The organism is Rhodococcus sp. 105337 (genome assembly GCF_012844225.1).
In the GTDB taxonomy this organism is placed as follows: domain Bacteria; phylum Actinomycetota; class Actinomycetes; order Mycobacteriales; family Mycobacteriaceae; genus Rhodococcus.
On the sequence record NZ_JABAGQ010000009.1, the window covers coordinates 148957 to 167392 of the forward strand.

At 68.3% G+C, this 18436-nt stretch carries 19 protein-coding genes; 10 read left to right on the forward strand and 9 right to left on the reverse strand.

Features of this window, described 5'->3' with window-relative positions:
- Positions 1 to 9: 9 nt before the first annotated feature.
- Positions 10 to 858, forward strand: coding sequence for a DUF5995 family protein (locus tag HF886_RS15295; protein ID WP_169652769.1), 849 nt, complete (start codon positions 10 to 12; stop codon positions 856 to 858).
- 44 nt (positions 859 to 902) lie between these two features.
- On the opposite strand, the gene HF886_RS15300 is transcribed toward HF886_RS15295, so the two are convergent.
- On the reverse strand, positions 903 to 1721 hold the full coding sequence (locus tag HF886_RS15300; RefSeq protein ID WP_169622468.1) for a shikimate 5-dehydrogenase: 819 nt from the start codon (positions 1719 to 1721) through the stop codon (positions 903 to 905).
- Positions 1722 to 1811: 90 nt separating this feature from the next.
- On the opposite strand from HF886_RS15300, the gene HF886_RS15305 reads away from it, so the two are divergent.
- Positions 1812 to 2594: an enoyl-CoA hydratase/isomerase family protein gene (locus HF886_RS15305; RefSeq protein WP_169622469.1), complete on the forward strand. Its 783-nt coding sequence runs from the start codon at positions 1812 to 1814 to the stop codon at positions 2592 to 2594.
- Between the two features lie 53 nt (positions 2595 to 2647).
- On the opposite strand, the gene HF886_RS15310 is transcribed toward HF886_RS15305, so the two are convergent.
- Together HF886_RS15310 and map are read right to left on the reverse strand one after the other, a co-directional pair.
- Entirely contained in the window at positions 2648 to 3325 is a 678-nt protein-coding gene (locus HF886_RS15310) for an HNH endonuclease family protein (protein ID WP_169652796.1), read from the reverse strand.
- Between the two features lie 72 nt (positions 3326 to 3397).
- The gene (gene map, locus HF886_RS15315) at positions 3398 to 4171 is read right to left on the reverse strand and encodes a type I methionyl aminopeptidase (RefSeq protein WP_169652770.1); all 774 of its coding nucleotides are present in this window, start codon (positions 4169 to 4171) and stop codon (positions 3398 to 3400) included.
- A 119-nt stretch (positions 4172 to 4290) separates the two neighbouring features.
- Here map and HF886_RS15320 point away from each other — a divergent pair, with 119 nt between their 5' ends.
- Entirely contained in the window at positions 4291 to 4557 is a 267-nt protein-coding gene (locus tag HF886_RS15320; protein ID WP_169622471.1) for a helix-turn-helix domain-containing protein, read from the forward strand.
- On the opposite strand, the gene HF886_RS15325 is transcribed toward HF886_RS15320, so the two are convergent.
- Positions 4554 to 4892 (reverse strand): hypothetical protein, encoded by a 339-nt coding sequence (locus HF886_RS15325; protein ID WP_169622472.1) that lies wholly within the window; start codon positions 4890 to 4892, stop codon positions 4554 to 4556. The two genes, HF886_RS15320 and HF886_RS15325, sit on opposite strands and share 4 nt — an antisense overlap.
- Before the next feature lie 131 nt (positions 4893 to 5023).
- On the opposite strand from HF886_RS15325, the gene HF886_RS15330 reads away from it, so the two are divergent.
- Both HF886_RS15330 and HF886_RS15335 read left to right on the forward strand, forming a co-directional pair.
- The gene (locus HF886_RS15330) at positions 5024 to 7837 is read left to right on the forward strand and encodes a DEAD/DEAH box helicase (protein ID WP_206038845.1); all 2814 of its coding nucleotides are present in this window, start codon (positions 5024 to 5026) and stop codon (positions 7835 to 7837) included.
- A complete protein-coding gene (locus HF886_RS15335) occupies positions 7837 to 8559 on the forward strand; it encodes an SWIM zinc finger family protein (RefSeq protein WP_169652771.1) in 723 nt (240 codons plus the stop codon). The genes HF886_RS15330 and HF886_RS15335 overlap by 1 nt, the downstream gene beginning before the upstream one ends.
- A gap of 28 nt (positions 8560 to 8587) precedes the next feature.
- Here the strand turns inward: HF886_RS15335 and HF886_RS15340 are convergent, their stop codons facing one another.
- From HF886_RS15340 to HF886_RS15350, 3 genes are read right to left on the reverse strand one after another with little or no spacing between them, the layout of a single operon-like run.
- Positions 8588 to 9979, reverse strand: coding sequence for a DUF6297 family protein (locus tag HF886_RS15340; protein WP_169652772.1), 1392 nt, complete (start codon positions 9977 to 9979; stop codon positions 8588 to 8590).
- Positions 9970 to 10638 (reverse strand): ABC transporter ATP-binding protein, encoded by a 669-nt coding sequence (locus tag HF886_RS15345; protein WP_169652773.1) that lies wholly within the window; start codon positions 10636 to 10638, stop codon positions 9970 to 9972. The genes HF886_RS15340 and HF886_RS15345 overlap by 10 nt, the downstream gene beginning before the upstream one ends.
- Positions 10639 to 10692: 54 nt before the next feature.
- Positions 10693 to 11028, reverse strand: coding sequence for a DUF6412 domain-containing protein (locus HF886_RS15350; RefSeq protein ID WP_169652698.1), 336 nt, complete (start codon positions 11026 to 11028; stop codon positions 10693 to 10695).
- A 133-nt stretch (positions 11029 to 11161) separates the two neighbouring features.
- On the opposite strand from HF886_RS15350, the gene HF886_RS15355 reads away from it, so the two are divergent.
- The 5 genes from HF886_RS15355 to HF886_RS15375 are packed head-to-tail and all read left to right on the forward strand — an operon-like array spanning position 11162 to position 16599.
- Positions 11162 to 12694 (forward strand): CoA-acylating methylmalonate-semialdehyde dehydrogenase, encoded by a 1533-nt coding sequence (locus HF886_RS15355; RefSeq protein WP_169622476.1) that lies wholly within the window; start codon positions 11162 to 11164, stop codon positions 12692 to 12694.
- Positions 12695 to 12705: 11 nt separating this feature from the next.
- Positions 12706 to 13860, forward strand: coding sequence for an isobutyryl-CoA dehydrogenase (locus HF886_RS15360; protein ID WP_169622477.1), 1155 nt, complete (start codon positions 12706 to 12708; stop codon positions 13858 to 13860).
- Positions 13857 to 14921: an enoyl-CoA hydratase/isomerase family protein gene (locus HF886_RS15365; RefSeq protein WP_169652774.1), complete on the forward strand. Its 1065-nt coding sequence runs from the start codon at positions 13857 to 13859 to the stop codon at positions 14919 to 14921. The genes HF886_RS15360 and HF886_RS15365 overlap by 4 nt, the downstream gene beginning before the upstream one ends.
- Positions 14918 to 15826 (forward strand): 3-hydroxyisobutyrate dehydrogenase, encoded by a 909-nt coding sequence (gene mmsB, locus HF886_RS15370; protein WP_169622479.1) that lies wholly within the window; start codon positions 14918 to 14920, stop codon positions 15824 to 15826. The genes HF886_RS15365 and mmsB overlap by 4 nt, the downstream gene beginning before the upstream one ends.
- A complete protein-coding gene (locus tag HF886_RS15375; protein WP_169622480.1) occupies positions 15823 to 16599 on the forward strand; it encodes an enoyl-CoA hydratase in 777 nt (258 codons plus the stop codon). Before mmsB ends, HF886_RS15375 begins: the two co-directional genes overlap by 4 nt.
- Before the next feature lie 79 nt (positions 16600 to 16678).
- Here HF886_RS15375 and HF886_RS15380 read toward each other — a convergent pair whose 3' ends face one another.
- Both HF886_RS15380 and HF886_RS15385 read right to left on the reverse strand, forming a co-directional pair.
- The gene (locus tag HF886_RS15380; protein WP_169622481.1) at positions 16679 to 17206 is read right to left on the reverse strand and encodes a MarR family transcriptional regulator; all 528 of its coding nucleotides are present in this window, start codon (positions 17204 to 17206) and stop codon (positions 16679 to 16681) included.
- Between the two features lie 74 nt (positions 17207 to 17280).
- Positions 17281 to 18429 carry a sulfotransferase gene (locus tag HF886_RS15385; protein ID WP_169652775.1) on the reverse strand — a complete coding sequence of 383 codons (1149 nt, stop codon included), beginning with the start codon at positions 18427 to 18429 and terminating at the stop codon, positions 17281 to 17283.
- Positions 18430 to 18436: the final 7 nt, after the last annotated feature.

The following is an 18436-nucleotide window of genomic DNA, read 5'->3' on the forward strand; positions in this document are numbered from 1 at the left end:
TTCGGAACAATGACGCATTTCGTACGGAGAAGTGTTGCCTTGTCCCTGAGTGCGGCAGCCGTCGCGGCTGCGGTCGCCGGAGCGCCGGCCGTGTCGGCAGCGCCCGCGGCACCCGCGCCGTCGGCCTGTGTGTCCACGGTCCCCACCGCCGACATCGCTGCGCTTACGGACCCCGCCGGGATCGAGACCTTCGACGACGCCAGGTCCCGTATCGCCGCGTTGCGGGAGGTGCTCACTCGTAGCGACGACTACCGCGGCACCTTCGTCCTCGCATTCGACGAGATTCTCGCGCTCACGGAGCCGACTCTGGACTCCGGCATCTACGACGACCCGGCGTGGGCGAATGCGCTGGCGGTCGAGGTGGTGCGGCTGTATCTGGCGAATCTGCACGAGCACGTCACCGGCGGTACCCCGGCGGCGCATTGGGCGGAGGCACTCGCCGAGACCGAGCGGTGTGACCGCAGCCCGGGCCGCGTCCTGGTCGGCGCCGTCGTCGCGCACCTGGTGATCGATTTCCCCGAGGCGCTCGTGACCATCGGATCCACGCCCGAGCACACCCGGGACTTCTACACCTTCGGTGGTGCCCTTGTCGATGCCGCGCCCGTCATCGCCGACGAGTTCGAGGTCACCTACGGCACCGATCTGCGTCCGTTCTTCACCGGGTGGTTCGTCGGTGATCTGCTGGGCGAGACGGAGACGACCACCTTCATGTTCCAGTCGGCGCGAACAGGGGCGTGGGTCAACAACTTCGGACTCCAGAACCCCGACACCCACCACCTCACCCGGCAAGGGATGAACGTGGCCTTCGAGGCGGCGAACGTCGTGCTCGACGGGCTCGAAGCAGTCGGCACCATCTGAGCGACCGCGCCCGGGTCACGGCCGCCGAGGGTGGGCGGTGGTGGTCAGGACCGTGAGTACTCGGACGCGCGCCTCACCTGATCCGGTGTCGGTGTGACACCCGTATAGAGGGCGAACTGCAGGGCTGCCTGGAGGGCGATCACCTCGTCGCCGGTGATCACCGGGATCCCCTGCTCGCGGGCGAACCGGACGAGGGGCGTCTCGGGCGGCACCGCGACCACGTCGAAGACGACGGTGGCAGCGGCGACGACCTCCTCCGGGACGGGGAGACGGTCGGCTTCCGGCGCACCGGCCATGCCGACCGGCGTGGCGTTGACGAGCAGGCCCGGCGGTGTCGCGGAGGCGTCCGCACGCCAGTCGTATCCGTACTTGCGGGCGAGAGGGCGGCCGGTGCGTTCGTTGCGCGCCACCACGACGCCCTCGGCGAAACCGCTGTGCCGCAGCGCCGCCGTGACCGCTTTCGCCATACCGCCGCTGCCGGTGATCGTCACCGGCAGTGAGGAATCCACGGCGTGGGCCGCCAGAAGATCGGTCACCGCTTGGTAGTCGGTGTTGTAGGCATGGAGGATGCCGTCGTCGTTGACGATCGTGTTGACCGACTCGATCGCGCGTGCGGAATCGTGCAGGACGTCGACGAGCGGCAGGACCGCTTCCTTGAACGGCATCGATACCCCCGCGCCGCGGATACCGAGTCCTCGGATTCCGGCGACCGCGTCCTCGATATTCGTGGGCGCGAACGCCTTGTAGACGAAATCGAGTCCGAGTTCGTCGTACAGGTAGTTGTGGAATCTGGTTCCGATGTTGCTGGGGCGGCCCGACAGGGAGATGCACAGGCGGGTGTCCTTGGTGATGCGCGAGAGCATCCCTCCACCGTAGTGGTGGTGTTCGGCGCCGCTACGACAACCACATGAACACGCCATTCTCTTTTGGCGAGAATCGTATATGCTGCGGCCATGGGAGACGACCTCGGTGCCGGTGGTTTGAGATTCGAGCGGGAAGGCGCGATCGGCTGGTGCATCATCGACCGTCCCGCGGCCCGGAACGCGTTCACCCCCGCGATGTACTACGGCCTCAAACGGGCGGTTCGGCTGGTCAACAGCGACCCCGACCTCGCGGCCCTGATCATCACGGGCGTCGACGACGTCTTCGCGCCCGGCGGTGACCTCGGCGGCCGGTCCGAACCCGGCGACGATCTGCCCGAAGGGCTCGCCGGCAACGATGTGGTGCCGTTCCTGACCATCCGGGACAGCCGCGCGCCGGTGATCTCGGCGGTCAACGGCATCTGCCAGGCCGGGGGACTGCTCGTCGCGATGATGTCGGACATCGCCGTGGCGAGCGAACGGGCCACCTTCCGCGTCCCCGAACTGCTGCGCGGCATCCCCGACGCGACGTTCGCGGCGGCGCTGCCCGCCCACGTCGGAATCGCGGCGGCGCGTGACCTGCTCCTGTCCGCGCGTCGCTTCGACGCCGCAGAGGCACTGCGGCTCGGTGTGATCTCACGCGTCGTGCCGCACGACCAACTGCGAGAGGCCGCGCTGACCGCGGCACGCGAGGTGCTGCAGACCGCGCCGCTCGCGCGCGCCCAGGTCAAACGCATGCTCAACGAGCGGTACGGGCAGTTCGACTATCAGACGATGTTCGGGTCGCTCGAGACGTCCCCCGAACCGCGAGAAGGCATGCGCGCCTTCATGGAAAAGCGTGACCCCGAATGGATTCCGCAGAATCTCCCCGTATGACCCGAGCGGTGCCCTCCCGGCGTCGTCGCTGCGGCCGGCGGAACATGTCGCTGTCACGGGTCGGGGCACGACCCGGCGGCGTCCGCCAACGCGCGATGGTCGCCGGAGGTGATCGGTAGTCCGTATCGCACTGCGACAGTGAGGTATCGGCCTGCGAACCAACACCGATATCCCGCGGCCGGTGGCATCCAGTGCGCGGGGGTGTGGTCGCTCTTGTCCTCGTTGGCCGGTCCGTCCACCGCGACGAGGTTGTACGCGATGTCGTTGGCGAACTGTCGCCGCAGATCGGCCGGCCACCGTGCCGCGCCGAAATCCCATGCGGCCGCCAGCGGGTAGATGTGGTCGACGTGGACGGCGCGCGCCTCGGAACGGCGAAAATCCACGCGCGCACCGGTGTACGGATCGTGGAGAGTTCCGGAGACGACGACGCACGCGTCGGTGCCCGGACGGAACGCCGGTTCACGGAGGTCGCGTGCGAGCACGTTGTTCCGCGTGTCGCACCCGTCGTGACCGCCCTCACCGGCGTGGTCGTCCGACCACGCCGGGCCGAACACGCATCCTTCGCCCGGCCCGCAGCCGCGCTCGTATCCGCTTTCCCGCGGCCGGTCCGGCCACACGGTCACCTGCCCGAGCAGTGCCGCCAGTTGCTCTCGCGGCGGGCTACCGGGCACCGGGTCGTCGGCCGGATCGGAGACGCTCCGGAACCAGGACGTCCCGATAGCCGCCACCACGACCCATATCCACCACTTCGTTGCGCGTCCCCCCGGCACCACGGCATGGTGACAGCGCGCACCGACAGGGGGCTACCGGTCGGCCGGTGCGGTGAGAACCTGTGGACCGTCGTCGGTGATCGCCACGGTGTGTTCGCTGTGCGCGGTGCGGGAGCCGTCGGCGGAACGGATGGTCCAGCCGTCCGGGTCGAAGACGATCTCGTCCGTGGTCGGTGTCCACCACGGTTCGAGTGCCAGGGTGAGGCCCGAGCGCAGCACGAGGCCGCGTCCGGCGCGGCCGGTGTTGGAGACGTGCGGGTCTTCGTGCATGGTGCGGCCGAGGCCGTGGCCACCGAACTGGGTGTTGACGGGATAGCCGTATTCGGCGGCAACCGCGCCGATGGCGGCCGAGATGTCGCCGAGCCGGTTGCCCGGCTGCGCGGCGGCGATACCCGCCGCGAGTGCGCGTTCGGTGGACTCGATGAGGCGGCGATCCTCGGGCCTCTCGGTTCCGACGACAACGGTGCGTGCGGAATCGGCGACCCATCCGTCGATCGAGACGGCGATGTCCATGCTGAGCACGTCCCCGTCCTGCAGCACGTAGTCGTGCGGCAGTCCGTGCAGCACCGCGTCGTTGACCGACAGGCAGATGACGTTGCGGAACGGACCACTCCCGAACGACGGCGCGTAATCCCAGTAACACGACACGGCGCCGCGCTCGGCGATCAGATCACGCGCCCGGTGCTCGAGGTCGAGGAGGTTGACGCCGGGTGCGGCTCGCTGCGCGAGGTCGTCCAGGAGGCCGGCGATGAACGCGCCGGTGGTGCGCATCGCGTCGATCTCCCGCGGGGTTTTCAGTTCGAGCACTGCACGTGTCCTTCCGGAAGGGCTTGTCAATCTTGGTATAAAAATACCAGACCCGGATCGTTGTTCGGTATTTTCATACCGGACCCGTCGTCCGACGCGACTCCGATACGCTGGCATCCATGGTGCGTCTCCCGTTGTCACCGCAACAACTCGCCGCCGGTAAACGGCTCGGCGGGCTCCTCCGTGAGGCACGACGCGACCGCACGCTCGCCGACGTCGCCGCATCCGCGGGGATCTCTCCGGAAACGCTGCGGAAGATCGAGACCGGCAGGCTGGCGACACCCGGGTTCGTGACCGTCGCGGCACTGGCGCGCGCACTCGCGCTCCCACTCGACGACCTGGCGCGGGTCTGCCTCGACGCCGAGGAATTCGAGGATGCCGGCTAGATCGAGCGCCGGTCGCCGCCCGACGCGGGGAAACGCGCGGCGCTGATCGATCCCACGGTGGCCCCGTCGTGTCCCACGATCCACGACCCGCCCGCCTCCGAGCACTCCGCGATCTTGTCGAACACATTGAGAAGGAAGAAGATCGCCTCCTGCGACGACGCCGTGGTCGCGAGCCGGTGCGACTCGCCGGTCCTGGTGCCGTCCAGCCACACCCCGCAACGTCCGTCGAGGCGAAGCGTGGTCACGTGATCCCAATCGACGAACCCGTACTTCACCTGTTCCCACGGCGTGCGAGTGCTGGGCGTCTGTTCGAGAACCTGCACCAGAATGGACATCGCGGCTCCTCGGGGGTTCGGATGTGTACCGACCAGTGTGCTCCACGTGTTCGGTGCCCGACCGGCAGTTGCGGTGCGAAAGCGAGAACCCTGCCATGAGCCGCCCGGGCGCGGCTGGCACCATGGAGGGCATGTTGCACGGGCTGTGGTCACCGGGATCAGGCCTGATGCTGTGGCGAGATCCCGCGGTCGACGCCGACGACGAGGCATTGCCGTCGGCGCTGCGGCGATGGATCGACCGGCCGTTCCGGCACCGCGTGGAATTGACGCTCCCGGGTGACGCCGCGCCGCGAGTCGTTCCCGCCGTGGCTGTGGCGCCACCCGACGCCGCCGCACTCCTCCTCGATCTCCCGCGACGCCCGAGTGGCGTCGCGGGTGACCTGCGGTACCTCGCGCACGTGGCTCGCGGCATCGAACGCTGGGCGCAGGCAGGTCGCGTGGCCCCCGAACTCGTCCGCGCCGAAAAGCAGTGGTGGGCGCGATGGCAACTGCTCGGCGGGGAGAAGAATCGCGCGTGGTCTGCCGAACTCGCCGCCGCGATGCCTCCCGTGCAGCGTCAGCTCGGTCGCCCGTCGGCATTGCTCGACAACATGTGCGAGGAGCTGACGGACCCGATCGTCCGCGCCCTGCACGGCTCGTCGACGTCGCTGCATCCGCTGGTCGCGGCGCTCGCGGAGGGCCGTCCGCACCCCCGTGGCACCCAGCGCATGGCGGACGCGCTCGACGAATGGCGCGCCAGCCTCGCCGGGTACGAACCCGACCTCGTGCTGCGTCTGGCCGAACCCGAGGACACCGATGACGACACCGACATCGGTGTGGCCGCGTTGTGGCGGCTGGAAGTCTGCCTGCGCTCGGAGGGGCAGGCGCCCGTGCCGGTGACCGTCGACGGCACCGATCCGCATCTTCTGCAGATCGCGATCCGCAAGCTCGGCGCCGCGATCACCGCCTACCCGAGGCTTCAGGACGTGCCGCGCGACGTCGATACCCTCGACCTGCTGCTGCCCACCCCGGTCGTGATCGACCTCGTCGAACACGGCGCGCGTGCGTTGCAGGCGGCGGGCGTCGCCCTTCTGCTGCCGCGGGCCTGGGCGACGGTCGATCCGTCGTTGCGGCTGCAGGTCGACTCGCCGGTCGCGCCCGTGAGCGCCGACGACAGCGTCGTGGGGATGAGCGCGATCGTGTCGTACGAGTGGCAACTCGCGGTCGGCGACATGCTGCTCACCCGCACCGAGATGGAGGAACTGGTCGCCGCGAACAGCGACCTGGTCAAGCTGCGTGGCAAGTGGGTGCGGGCCGACGCCGAGGCACTCGCGCAGGCCGCGCGCTACGTCACGGCGCATTCCGAACGCGACGCCACGCTGGGATCGCTGTTCGCACAGTTCACCGGGGAGGACGCCCCACCGGTCGAGGTCACCGACATCGCCGCGTCCGGCTGGGTCGAGACGTTGCTCGACGGCCAGGCTCAGCCCGAGGAGATCGCACCGCCGGCCGGACTGGTGGCAGAACTGCGCCCGTACCAGCAGCGCGGTCTCGAGTGGCTCGCGTTCATGAGCCGGCTGGGACTCGGCGCGGTCCTCGCCGACGACATGGGGCTCGGCAAGACCGTGCAGGTGCTCGCTCTGCTCGCGCACGAACGCGAGGCCGGAACCGCGGGTGCTCCGACACTGCTCGTGTGCCCGATGTCGGTGGTGGGAAACTGGCAGCGCGAGGCCGAGCGATTCGTCCCGGACCTGCGTGTCTACGTTCACCACGGCGCACAGCGACTGCGGGGAGAAGCCCTCGCGACGGCTGTGGCCGACGCCGAACTGGTCGTGACCACCTATGCTATCGCCGCCCGCGATGTCGCGCAGCTTGCCGAACTTCCTTGGCGCCGTGTCGTTCTCGACGAGGCGCAGCACGTGAAGAATACGGCGACCGCGCAGTCCCGGGCCACCCGCGCCATCCCGGCGGCGCATCGCATCGCCCTCACCGGCACCCCCGTGGAGAATCGCCTCGAAGAACTCCGCTCGATTCTCGATTTCGCGAACCCGAGGTTGCTCGGCAGCGCCGCCTCGTTCCGCGCGAGATTCGCGGTACCCATCGAACGCGACCACGACCCGGTGGCGGCCGCGCGACTGCGCGCGTTGTCTGCGCCGTTCGTGTTGCGGCGCGTCAAGACGGACCCCGACGTGATCTCCGATCTTCCCGAGAAGTTCGAGCAAACGGTCCGGGCCAATCTCACGGCCGAGCAGGCTGCTCTCTACCGCGCGGTGGTCGACGACATGATGCGCAAGATTCGCGACAAGGAAGGCATGGCGCGCAAGGGCGCCGTCCTCGCGGCGCTGACCAGACTCAAGCAGGTGTGCAACCATCCGGCGCACTACCTCGGTGACGGGTCGCCCGTGCTGCGCCGCGGCCGGCACCGCTCCGGCAAACTCGGACTGGTCGAGGACATCGTGGAATCGGTGCTGGCCGAAGGCGAGAAAGTCCTGCTGTTCACGCAGTTCCGCGAGTTCGGTGAACTCGTGGCACCGTACCTCGCCGAACGGTTCGCGACGACGGTGCCGTTCCTGCACGGGGGCGTGACCAAGTCGAAGCGCGACGACATGGTCGCCCGGTTCCAAGGGGACGACGGTCCGCCGATCATGTTGCTCTCCCTCAAGGCGGGCGGCACCGGGCTGAACCTGACGGCCGCCAATCACGTCGTGCATCTGGACCGGTGGTGGAACCCGGCGGTGGAGAACCAGGCCACCGACCGCGCATTTCGCATCGGCCAGCAGCGGAACGTGCAGGTGCGCAAACTCGTGTGCGTCGGCACCGTGGAGGAACGAATCGACGAAATGCTCACCGGGAAGCAGGAACTGGCCGATCTCGCGATCGGGGTGGGAGAGAACTGGATCACCGAGCTGTCCACCGACCAGTTGCAGTCCCTGCTGTCCCTCGGCGATGAAGCGGTGGGTGACTGATGGCGCTCGGCAACAGGGTCGAGACCCGCACCAAACGCGGTGCGATCGGCCGTAGCTGGTGGTCGAAGGAACTGATCTCGACCATGGAACAGGTGGCCGACAAGGCCCGGCTGACGCGGGGTCGCGCGTACGCGCGTTCCGGTCAGGTGGTCTCGATGCGCATCGAGCCCGGTGCAGCGGTAGGAGAGGTCCAGGGCAGTCAGTTGCGCCCGTTCACCTCGACGGTGACCGTGCGCCGGCTCGACGACGACGCGATCGACGAACTGATCCGGGAGGTCCGGGCTTCCCCGGGCATGCTGGCGCGACTGGCCGGAGGAGTGCTCCCCGAAGAGCTGGGTTCCCTCCTGCTTCCGCGGCGCGCGGGGGAGTTGGACTTCGATTGCACCTGCCCCGACGACGGCTGGCCCTGTAAGCACGCCGCGGCGGTCGCGTACCTGCTTGCCGAACACGTCGACGAGAAGCCGCTGGACGTACTCACCCTGCGCGGAGTGGATCTGACGACGCTGATCGGAGGCGTCGACGCCGCCATCGCCACCGACACCGCTGACTTCTACGGCGAAGACACCGAACTCCCCGATCTGCCCACGGAACGGTTCCGGCCCGCGATCGAAGACCTCGACCCGATGCTGCTGCGCCGCGCGTTGCGGGCGGGGGGCACCGACGAAGCCGTCGTCATCCGTGCGATGACCGACCTCGAGGACCTGTACCGCAGATTGCGCTGAAGACGGTACCGGGATCGTCGGCGCGTACTCAAAGAATCAGTGCCAGAAGAAGTCCCGCAGCGACAAGACCGTCCGGCCCACGCATCCACTGCCGGATCAGGTCGACGGGTACCTGGCCGACGGCGGTCTCCAGCACGAGTCCGTCGTATGCGGTGGCGGGGCGGGTCCGCAGCCGGTAGACCGCGACGCAGGCTCCCGCAGCGACGATCGCGGACACGGACGGCGACCACCCCGTCGCCGCCGCCGTCATCGCCGTCACCGCAGCGGCGGCGCACGCCGGAACCACCATCAGCGGCCGGTACAGGGCACGATCGGCATCGCCGAGCATCGCTCGCAGGTCCGGCTTGCTCGCCAGGTCGCGTAATCCGGTGCTGAACACCAGAGTCGCGGCGTACACGGCCGACAGTTGCACCCAGCCCGCCACGACCGGCTGTGTCGTCGTGCCCAGCGCCCAGGTAGCGCAGACGGCGACGGCGGTCGCCGCGAACGGTGACGGACGGCGCAGATTCCGGAGCAGGTCGGCGCGGACGAGTGCGCGAGTCCGGCCGGGCGGCAACGCCCGTGAGCGCCGGGCGGCGACACGTTTCCAGGCGGCTGCGTCGTGGACGCCGACGACGAGCGTCGGGTCCAGGCCGACCAGGGAGGTTCGGGCTGCCGCGGCGATCGCGGCGCGTTCGTTCAACTCCGCCGCCGTGATGCGGCCGCAGCGGAGCAAGGCGGCGCAACACATCACCAGGGCGGGCACCGCGAGGACTGCCGCCGGAGGCCAGTTCGCGAACACCGGTACCACTGTTCCGGTCGCGCACACCGCCGCGACTGCTCCTCCCAGTGCGGCGGTGAGGATCTGCACCGCCGGCAGCGTGCGAGTCGGCAGGACCCGCGCTTGGACGAGGAGCGCGAGGGCGGCGATGCCGAGCCCGATCACCGCCCCGCACGCGGTCAGGGGTAGCCACTGCTCGACCGTTCCGGCGAACGCAGCCAGCCGTCCACCGGCTGCCCCCGCGCCTGCTCCGGCGGCGAACACCGCTACGACTCCGGGACGGAGCATCGCCGCCCGGTCCACCGGGGTGGACAACAACCAGAAGGCGCGTTCGGCGCTCGCGGTCAGAGGTCCGAGCGCGCGTGCGACCGCGATGCCCGCGACGAGCACGGCTGCGCCCACCACCCAGGCCCAGCCCGGGTTCCAGGACGCTGCATCCCAGTTACGACCGGCCGTGGTGTGGAGCGACCCGATCAGGGAGGTCGGCGGACGAGTGGCACACCACCACGCGAGCCCCGAGGCGACATAGGCACCCAGCGCCGACAGCACCACGATGCCGGCCCGATCGGTCCGGGGCGCATGAACACGGCCGAACCCCCGCCTTGCTCTCCGAAGCGCACGGGCGCCGGCGATCGCCGGAGCCCGTGCGGTCAGCGCCACGAGTCGGCGTCCACGGTGTCGTCGGCGACGGCTGCCACCAGGTCCGGGTCGTGCGAGGCAAGGACGACCGCGCAACCGCGATTCTTCTCGTCGGCGATCCGCCCGGCGAGCCATGCCCGTCCGGAAGCATCGAGATGGTGTTCGGGTTCGTCGAGCACGAGCAACCGCCGAGGACGGACGAAGGCCGATGCCAGCGCCAACCGGTGGCGCTGACCGCTGGACAACGTGACCGGCAGTTGATCGGACGCGTCCGCAAGGCCGACGTCGCACAGCGTTCGGCTCGCCACACCTGCAGGGTCGGGCATTCCGTGCGCGAGGGCGACGAGTTGCAGATGCTCGTGGGCCGTCAGATGCGCGAACGTGGCGACGTCGCCCAGGACGGATGCGACCGCTGCGCGCTGGGCGGGTGAGGATTCGTCGGCCGCGGAACCGTCGATCGTGACAGTGCCTCGATCGAGACGGTCGGCGCCCACCAGGCACCGCAGCAGAGTGGATTTCCCGGCGCCGTTCGAGCCGGTGACTGCGCAGCATGTCCCCGCGGCCACGTCGACATCGACGGCGGTGAACACGAGCAGGTCGCCGAACCGGCGTTCCGCGTCGCGGACGGAGAGAACGTGGCTGTCGCGCCGTGCCGAGGCGCGTTGGGATGATCTGGGCACAGGGACTCCCGGTTTTCCTCGTGAGGGGTGTGGTCGCGAGGAAGCAGGGACCGGTCAGGCGAAACGAGACGTCGCGGCCCCTGCACCGGGGCCGGGCGCTCGCGGACGCGGGCGCCCAGGGGCATCGGGACGTGATTGCCGCCGGAACGCGCCGCGCAGCCGTTGTTCCGCCACGGTGGGCCCGCGAGGTGTGCGGGACAGTCCGAACAACAGATCGTCGGTGCGCCGGACGGTGAGTGCGGCGACCACGACGAGGGTGACGAGAACACCGGCCAGTAGCGAGCCGAGCGTGTCGCCCGGGACGGCGGGAGAGAACGCGAGTAGCGAGACCAGCGCCCACAGCAGCAGGAACCCGAGCACATCGGTGCTGTTCCTCCGCGTGCGGGTCATGATGCGGAGCGTAGCAGACGGGGTGTGACCCTGGACATACATGGACTTCCAACTATAGGATGAGCGAAGACTTCGGGTTCTTCACGGCTGCCACGACGCAGCCACCACTATCGAGCAAAGGACGGGTTCGCGCATGAGCATTCGAGAACTGACCCACTTCGTCGGCGGCAAGCACGTCTCCGGCACATCCGGCCGTTTCGCCGACGTCTTCGACCCCAACACCGGCGAAGTCCAGGCGCGTGTTCCGCTCGCCACGCGCGCCGAAGTCGAGAACGTGATCGCCGACGCCGAAATCGCACAGAAGGAATGGGCGGCGTGGAACCCGCAGAAGCGGGCTCGCGTACTGATGCGCTTCCTGCAACTCGCCCAGGACAACATGGACGACCTCGCCCGGCTGCTGTCGAGCGAGCACGGCAAGACGATCCCCGACGCGAAGGGCGACATCCAGCGCGGCCTCGAGGTCGTGGAAGTGGCGCTCGGCGCTCCGCACCTGCTCAAGGGTGAGTTCACCGAATCCGCCGGTACCGGCATCGACGTATACTCGATGCGCCAGCCGCTCGGTGTGGTCGCGGGCATCACCCCGTTCAACTTCCCGGCCATGATTCCGCTGTGGAAAGCCGCTCCGGCGCTCGTGTCCGGCAACGCCTTCGTCCTCAAGCCCTCCGAGCGCGATCCCTCGGTGCCGCTGCGCCTGGCCGAACTCTTCCTCGAAGCCGGACTGCCCGCCGGCGTGTTCAACGTCGTCAACGGCGACAAGGAAGCCGTCGACGTACTGCTCGAGGATCCCCGGGTCAAGGCCCTCGGATTCGTCGGGTCGACCCCGATCGCCCAGTACATCTACGAGACCGCCGCGAAGAACGGCAAGCGCGCCCAGTGCTTCGGCGGCGCGAAGAACCACGCGGTGATCATGCCCGACGCCGACCTCGACCAGGTCGCGGACGCGCTCGTCGGTGCCGCATTCGGCTCGGCCGGCGAGCGCTGCATGGCACTGTCGGTTGCCGTCCCCGTCGGTGAGGAGACCGCCGACCGGCTCGTGGCCAAGCTCCAGGAGCGCATCGCCGAACTGCGTATCGGGACGAGCTTCGACGAGAAAGCCGACTTCGGTCCGCTCGTGACGGCCGCCGCCCGCGACCGTGTCCACAACTACATCGCCCAGGGCGTCGAGGAAGGCGCCGAACTCGTCGTCGACGGCCGCGGTTTCGTGCTCGAGGGCAACGAGGGTGGCTTCTTCTCCGGCGCGACCCTCTTCGACCGGGTCACCACCGACATGTCGATCTACAAGGAAGAGATCTTCGGTCCCGTGCTCACCGTCGTGCGCGCACGCGACTACGAGGAGGCACTGCGACTGCCGTCCGAGCACGAGTACGGCAACGGCGTCGCGATCTTCACCCGGGACGGTGACACAGCCCGCGACTTCACGACCCGCGTCCAGGTCGGCATGGTGGGCGTGAACGTTCCCATCCCGGTTCCGATCGCGTACTACACCTTCGGTGGCTGGAAGGCGTCGGGCTTCGGCGACCTCAACCAGCACGGGGCGGACGCATTCCGCTTCTACACCAAGACCAAGACCGTCACGCAGCGCTGGCCGTCCGGTGTCAAGGAAGGCGATATCGAGGGCGCTCACGTCGCGGACACCGATCACTTCGTCATCCCGACGATGAACTAGGCGGTACGCCGATGTTCACCCTCTCCGACGACGACAAGGCGATTCGCGACACCGCCCGCGACTTCGCCTCCGAGTATCTGGCACCCCACGCGGTGGAATGGGACCAGAACAAGCATTTCCCGGTCGACGTGCTCCGCAAAGCCGCAGCGCTCGGCATGGGCGGAATCTACGTCCGCGAGGACGTGGGCGGATCGGGGCTTCGCCGCCTCGACTCCGTCCGCATCTTCGAGGAACTCGCCACGGGGTGCCCGTCCATCGCCGCGTACATCTCGATCCACAACATGGTGACGTGGATGATCGACAAGTTCGGCGACGACGACCAGCGCCACCGCTGGGTGCCGAAGCTGACCTCGATGGAACATCTCGGTAGCTACTGCCTCACCGAGCCGGGCGCCGGCTCGGACGCCGCCGCGCTCAGCACCAAAGCGGTGCGCGACGGTGACGACTACGTGCTCACCGGAGTCAAGCAGTTCATCTCCGGCGCAGGAACATCCGACGTGTACGTGGTGATGGCCCGCACCGGCGACACCGGTGCGCGCGGCATCTCGGCGTTCATCGTCCCCAAGGACACGCCGGGCCTGTCGTTCGGTGCCAACGAGAAGAAGATGGGCTGGAACGCGCAACCCACCCGCCAGGTCATCCTGGACGGCGTGCGCGTGCCGGCCGCGAATCTCCTCGGCACGGAGGGCGGCGGATTCCGTATCGCCATGCACGGCCTCAACGGCGGCCGCCTCAACATCGCCGCGTGTTCCGTGGGCGGCGGCCAGGCCGCGCTGGACCGGACGGTCGCCTACCTCGCCGAACGCAAGGCGTTCGGTGACCGGTTGCTCGACTCGCAGGCGCTGCAGTTCCGGCTCGCGGACATGCGTACCGAACTCGAAGCGGCACGAACACTGCTGTGGCGGGCCGCCGACGCCCTCGACACCGGTGCCCCGGATGTCGTGGAGCTGTGCGCGATGGCCAAGCGCTTCGCCACCGACGCCGGGTTCGAGGTTGCGAACGATGCGCTGCAACTCCACGGTGGATACGGTTACCTGGCCGAGTACGGGATCGAGAAGATCGTGCGCGACCTGCGCGTGCATCAGATCCTCGAAGGAACGAACGAGATCATGCGGGTGGTCGTCGCGCGCAGCGTGGTGGCCGCGGCGCAGAACGGAGCGCAATGACCGGGCACGAACCCGAGGTCCTCGTCGAGGCGAAGAACGGACTGGGACGCATCACCCTCAACCGACCCAAGGCGATCAACGCGCTCAACCACGACATGGTGCGTGCGATGGCGGAGACGCTCTCGGCGTGGGAATCCGACGACTCGGTCCGCGCCGTTGTCCTTCGTGGCGCGGGGGAGCGAGGACTGTGCGCCGGCGGCGACATCGTGTCGATCTATCACGACGCACGTGACGGCGGCACCGGCTCCCAGGAGTTCTGGCGCGACGAGTACATCCTCAACGCCGCCATCGGCCGTTACGCCAAGCCGTACGTGGCGATCATGGACGGCATCGTGATGGGTGGCGGCGTCGGGGTGTCCGCACACGGCAACGTCCGGATCGTCACCGAACGCTCGACGATCGCGATGCCGGAGACCGGTATCGGGTTCATTCCCGACGTGGGAGGGACCTACCTGCTCTCTCGGACACCCGGCGAGATCGGCACCCACATCGCGCTGACGACGGGCCGGATGAAGGCAGGCGACGCCATCGCGCTCGGCTTCGCGGACCACTACGTGCCATCCGACGCCCTCGACAAGTTCGTCGCAGCACTCGAGACGGGTTCGGTCGACGACGCGCTCGCCGAATACTCCCAGCCGGCACCGGATTCGGCGCTGCTCGCGCAACGCGACTGGATCGACGCCGCATATTCCGCGGACACCGTCGAGGAGATCGTCGAACGCCTGCGCAGCAGTGATGTTCCCGAGGCTCGCACCGCCGCCGAGCAGATCCTCGGAAAATCCCCGGTTGCTCTGAAGATCACGCTGCGTTCGCTTCGTCACGCACGGCAGCTCGGCAGCCTCGAAGAGGTACTGAACGAGGAATTCCGGGTGTCGTCCGCGTCCCTGACGTCGCACGACCTCGTCGAAGGCATCCGTGCCCAGGTGGTCGACAAGGACCGCACTCCGCACTGGTCGCCCGCGACCCTCGCCGACGTCACCGCTTCCGACGTCGACGCATACTTCCAGCCGCTCGGCGACCTCGAACTCGGGCTCGCCGCTCCGAAGGAGAACGACCGATGAGTGAACTCCCCAACGTCGCCTTCCTCGGTCTCGGCCACATGGGTGGGCCGATGGCCGCGAACCTCGCGAAGGCGGGGTACTCGGTGACCGGGTACGACCCGGTGCCCGCCGCGCAGGAGGAAGCAGCGAAGAACGGCATCACCGTCGTCGGGTCCGCACTCGAAGCCGTCCCCGCCGCCGATGTCGTGATCACCATGCTGCCCAACGGCACGCTCGTCCTCGATCTGTACGACGAAATCCTCGGAGCCGCAAAGCCCGACACGCTCTTCGTCGACAGCTCCACGATCGACGTGGCCGATGCACGCGACGCCGCCGGTCGTGCACAGGCCGCCGGTCATCGTGCGATCGACGCCCCGGTGTCGGGCGGTGTGGCCGGTGCCGCCGCGGGCACGCTGGCCTTCATGGTCGGAGGAACCGAGGAGGACTTCGCAGCCGCGCAGCCGCTCCTCGACGTGATGGGCCGCAAGGTGGTGCACTGCGGCGGTTCGGGCAACGGCCAGGCTGCAAAGATCTGCAACAACATGATTCTCGGCGTCTCGATGATCGCGATCAGTGAGGCGTTCGTGCTCGGCGAGAAACTGGGACTCGAGAATCAGGCGCTGTTCGACGTGGCGTCCAACGCCTCGGGCCAGTGCTGGGCGCTGACGAGCAACTGTCCGGTTCCCGGCCCGGTGCCCACGACCCCGGCCAACAACGACTACCAGCCGGGCTTCGCCGCCGCCCTGATGGACAAGGATCTCGGTCTGGCGTCGAACGCGGTGCGCTCCAACGGGGTCGAGGCCGAACTCGGCCTCCGTGCTGCCGAGCTCTATCATCGGTTCAACACCGGTGGTGGTGGCGGGCTCGATTTCTCCGCCATCATCAACGACATTCGTGACCGCTCGAACGCAGAGGACAGCAAGTGACCGATTTCGAGACCATCCTGCTCGAGCGCAAAGGCCGCGTCGGCGTCATCACGCTCAACCGGCCCAAGGCGCTCAACGCACTCAACAGCCAGTTGATGCGCGAAGTGGTCGCGGCGGTCGAAGAACTCGACGCCGACCGTGAGATCGGGGCGATTCTGCTCACCGGGTCGGAGCGGGCCTTCGCGGCCGGCGCCGACATCAAGGAGATGGCGCCCAAGACCTTCTCCGAGGTGTACGCCGAGGACTTCTTCTCGGAGTGGGACCGGCTGTCGTCCGCTCGCACCCCGATCATCGCGGCCGTGTCGGGTTACGCACTCGGCGGCGGTTGCGAGCTGGCGATGTTGTGCGACTTCATCATTGCCTCCGACACCGCCAAGTTCGGCCAGCCCGAGATCAAGCTCGGTGTCATTCCCGGCATCGGCGGCTCGCAGCGTCTGACGCGCGCGGTGGGCAAGGCCAAGGCGATGGACATGTGCCTGACCGGACGCAACATGGACGCGGAGGAAGCCGAGCGCGCCGGGCTCGTCTCGCGGGTCGTCCCTGCCGACGAACTGCTCGACGTCGCTCTCGACGCTGCCACGACCATCGCGTCGATGTCGCTGCCGGCCGCGATCATGGCGAAGGAGGCGGTGAACCGGTCGTTCGAGACGACCCTCGCCGAGGGGGTGAGATTCGAACGGCGCGTGTTCCATTCGACGTTCGCCACCGCAGACCAGAAGGAAGGCATGGCGGCTTTCGTGGAAAAGCGCACGCCCGATTTCAAGCACGCCTAGATCGCAGCGAGAACGACGACGCCGCCCCTTCCCCGAGGAAGAGGCGGCGTTTTCTTGTGTAGCGGCGGCCGTCCGGTGCTCACCACTTCGAGGGCGTGCCCCCGGTGTCGAAATCTCCTGCGTCGTGACGCATCGTCGCGAGGATGCTCAGCAGCGTGTCGATCTGCTCGGACGGGATCCCGGGACGCGCGAACACTTCGGTGTTGAGTTTTTCCGTGGCCTCTATCGCGAGCGCGCGACCGTGGTCGGTGAGTTCGATGAGCGTTGCGCGCCGGTCGCTCGGGTGCGGGGTGCGTCGCACGAGACTCGCGGCCTCGAGTCGGTCGACCGCGTTGGTCACGCTCGTCGGGTGCACCTGCAGACGCGCACTGGCCTTCGCCATGGGGAGAGCCCCGGCCTTCGTGAAATGCAGCAGCGTCAGCAGTTCGTACCGGGCGAAGGTCAGACCGAACGGTTTGAGGACCTCTTCGACACGGGCCATCATGATCTGCTGCGCACGCATCACCGAGGTCACCGCGGCCATGCCGTCCGCGACTTCGCCCCAGCCGTGGGCCACCCATTGACGGTGGGCTTCGGCGATGGGGTCGAGGGGAAGCGGTGCGGGCATGTGTCCATCATCCCATGCGGGAACGCGCAGGTAGATCGGGCACACCGGGGGCCGCTCGGCTTTGTGCAACAGGCTCAGCGGTACGCATACGAGGGGAATCGCTCGTCGACGTCGCGCACCGACAACCCGAACTCCTCGAGTGTGTACTGATGGGCGGGTTTCCGGGCCCCGTTGCGACTCTCGTCGTGCAGCGATGTCATCGCGCGTTCGGCGCCGGCGGTGAACGGGATGCCGAACCGGTCGTACAGGGCGCCCACGCTGCCCAACGGGTCCGCCACGAAATCCCGGTAGTCGACATCGACGAATCGGGCGGGATCGTGACGGGCGCGTGCCCGGGTGAAGTCGTCGAAACCGCGTGCCCACAGGTCGAGCTGACTGCGGCCGATCGTCTCACCGGTGAAGGCCTCGGACCATCCCTCGGTGGCGTGCGCCGCGAGGCTGCACACGGAAGGAATCACCGTCCGGGGGTCGCGGTGTGTCACCACGATCAGTGCGTCCGGGTAGACGGTGAGGAGTTCGTCGAGCGCGAACAGGTGACTCGGATTCTTGAGGACCCAGCGCTTGTCCGCGTCGGGAAGCCCGATGAGCTGGAGGTTCTTGCGGTGCCGGGCGTAGGCGCCGGTCCAGTCCTGCCCGGCGAGCCAGCGCGAGTACGTCGGCAGATTCGCGAGGCATTCGTACGAGATCGACCGGAACGACTGACGGAGCAGCTGCCAGCATTCCTCCACCTCCCCGGCCGACATGTAGTGCACACCCATGAACTCGGGATGCTCCACGTGGTGCTGGGCGAAGCCGGCCTCGATCCCCGCGAATACCGGGTTCTGTTCCCAGGTCTCACGAGGCGGCCGGGGCTGGGGCATCTCGGTGAGCCACATCTCGAGGCCCTGATGCGCCGGGTCGGCCGCCAGGAGGCGGTGCAATGCGGTGGTGCCGGTGCGAGGCAGACCGGTGACGAAGATGGGTCGGGTGACCGGAACGTCCCGGTGCTCGGGATGCTGCGCCCAGGCGGCTTCCGAGAGCAGACGCGCGACCAGCGCACCACGAAGGAACACCCGCGACATCTTGCTGCCGAGCGGGGTGAGTGTTTCGTCCCGCGCGTACGACTCGAGCAGTATCTCGAGTGCCTCGAGGTACTCGTCCTCGCCGAAATCCGTCAGGCCCGTCATGCGCGTCGCCGAGGCATGCAGGTCGTCGGTGGTGCCCACGGTGGTGCGTTCGCTCATCTCGTAT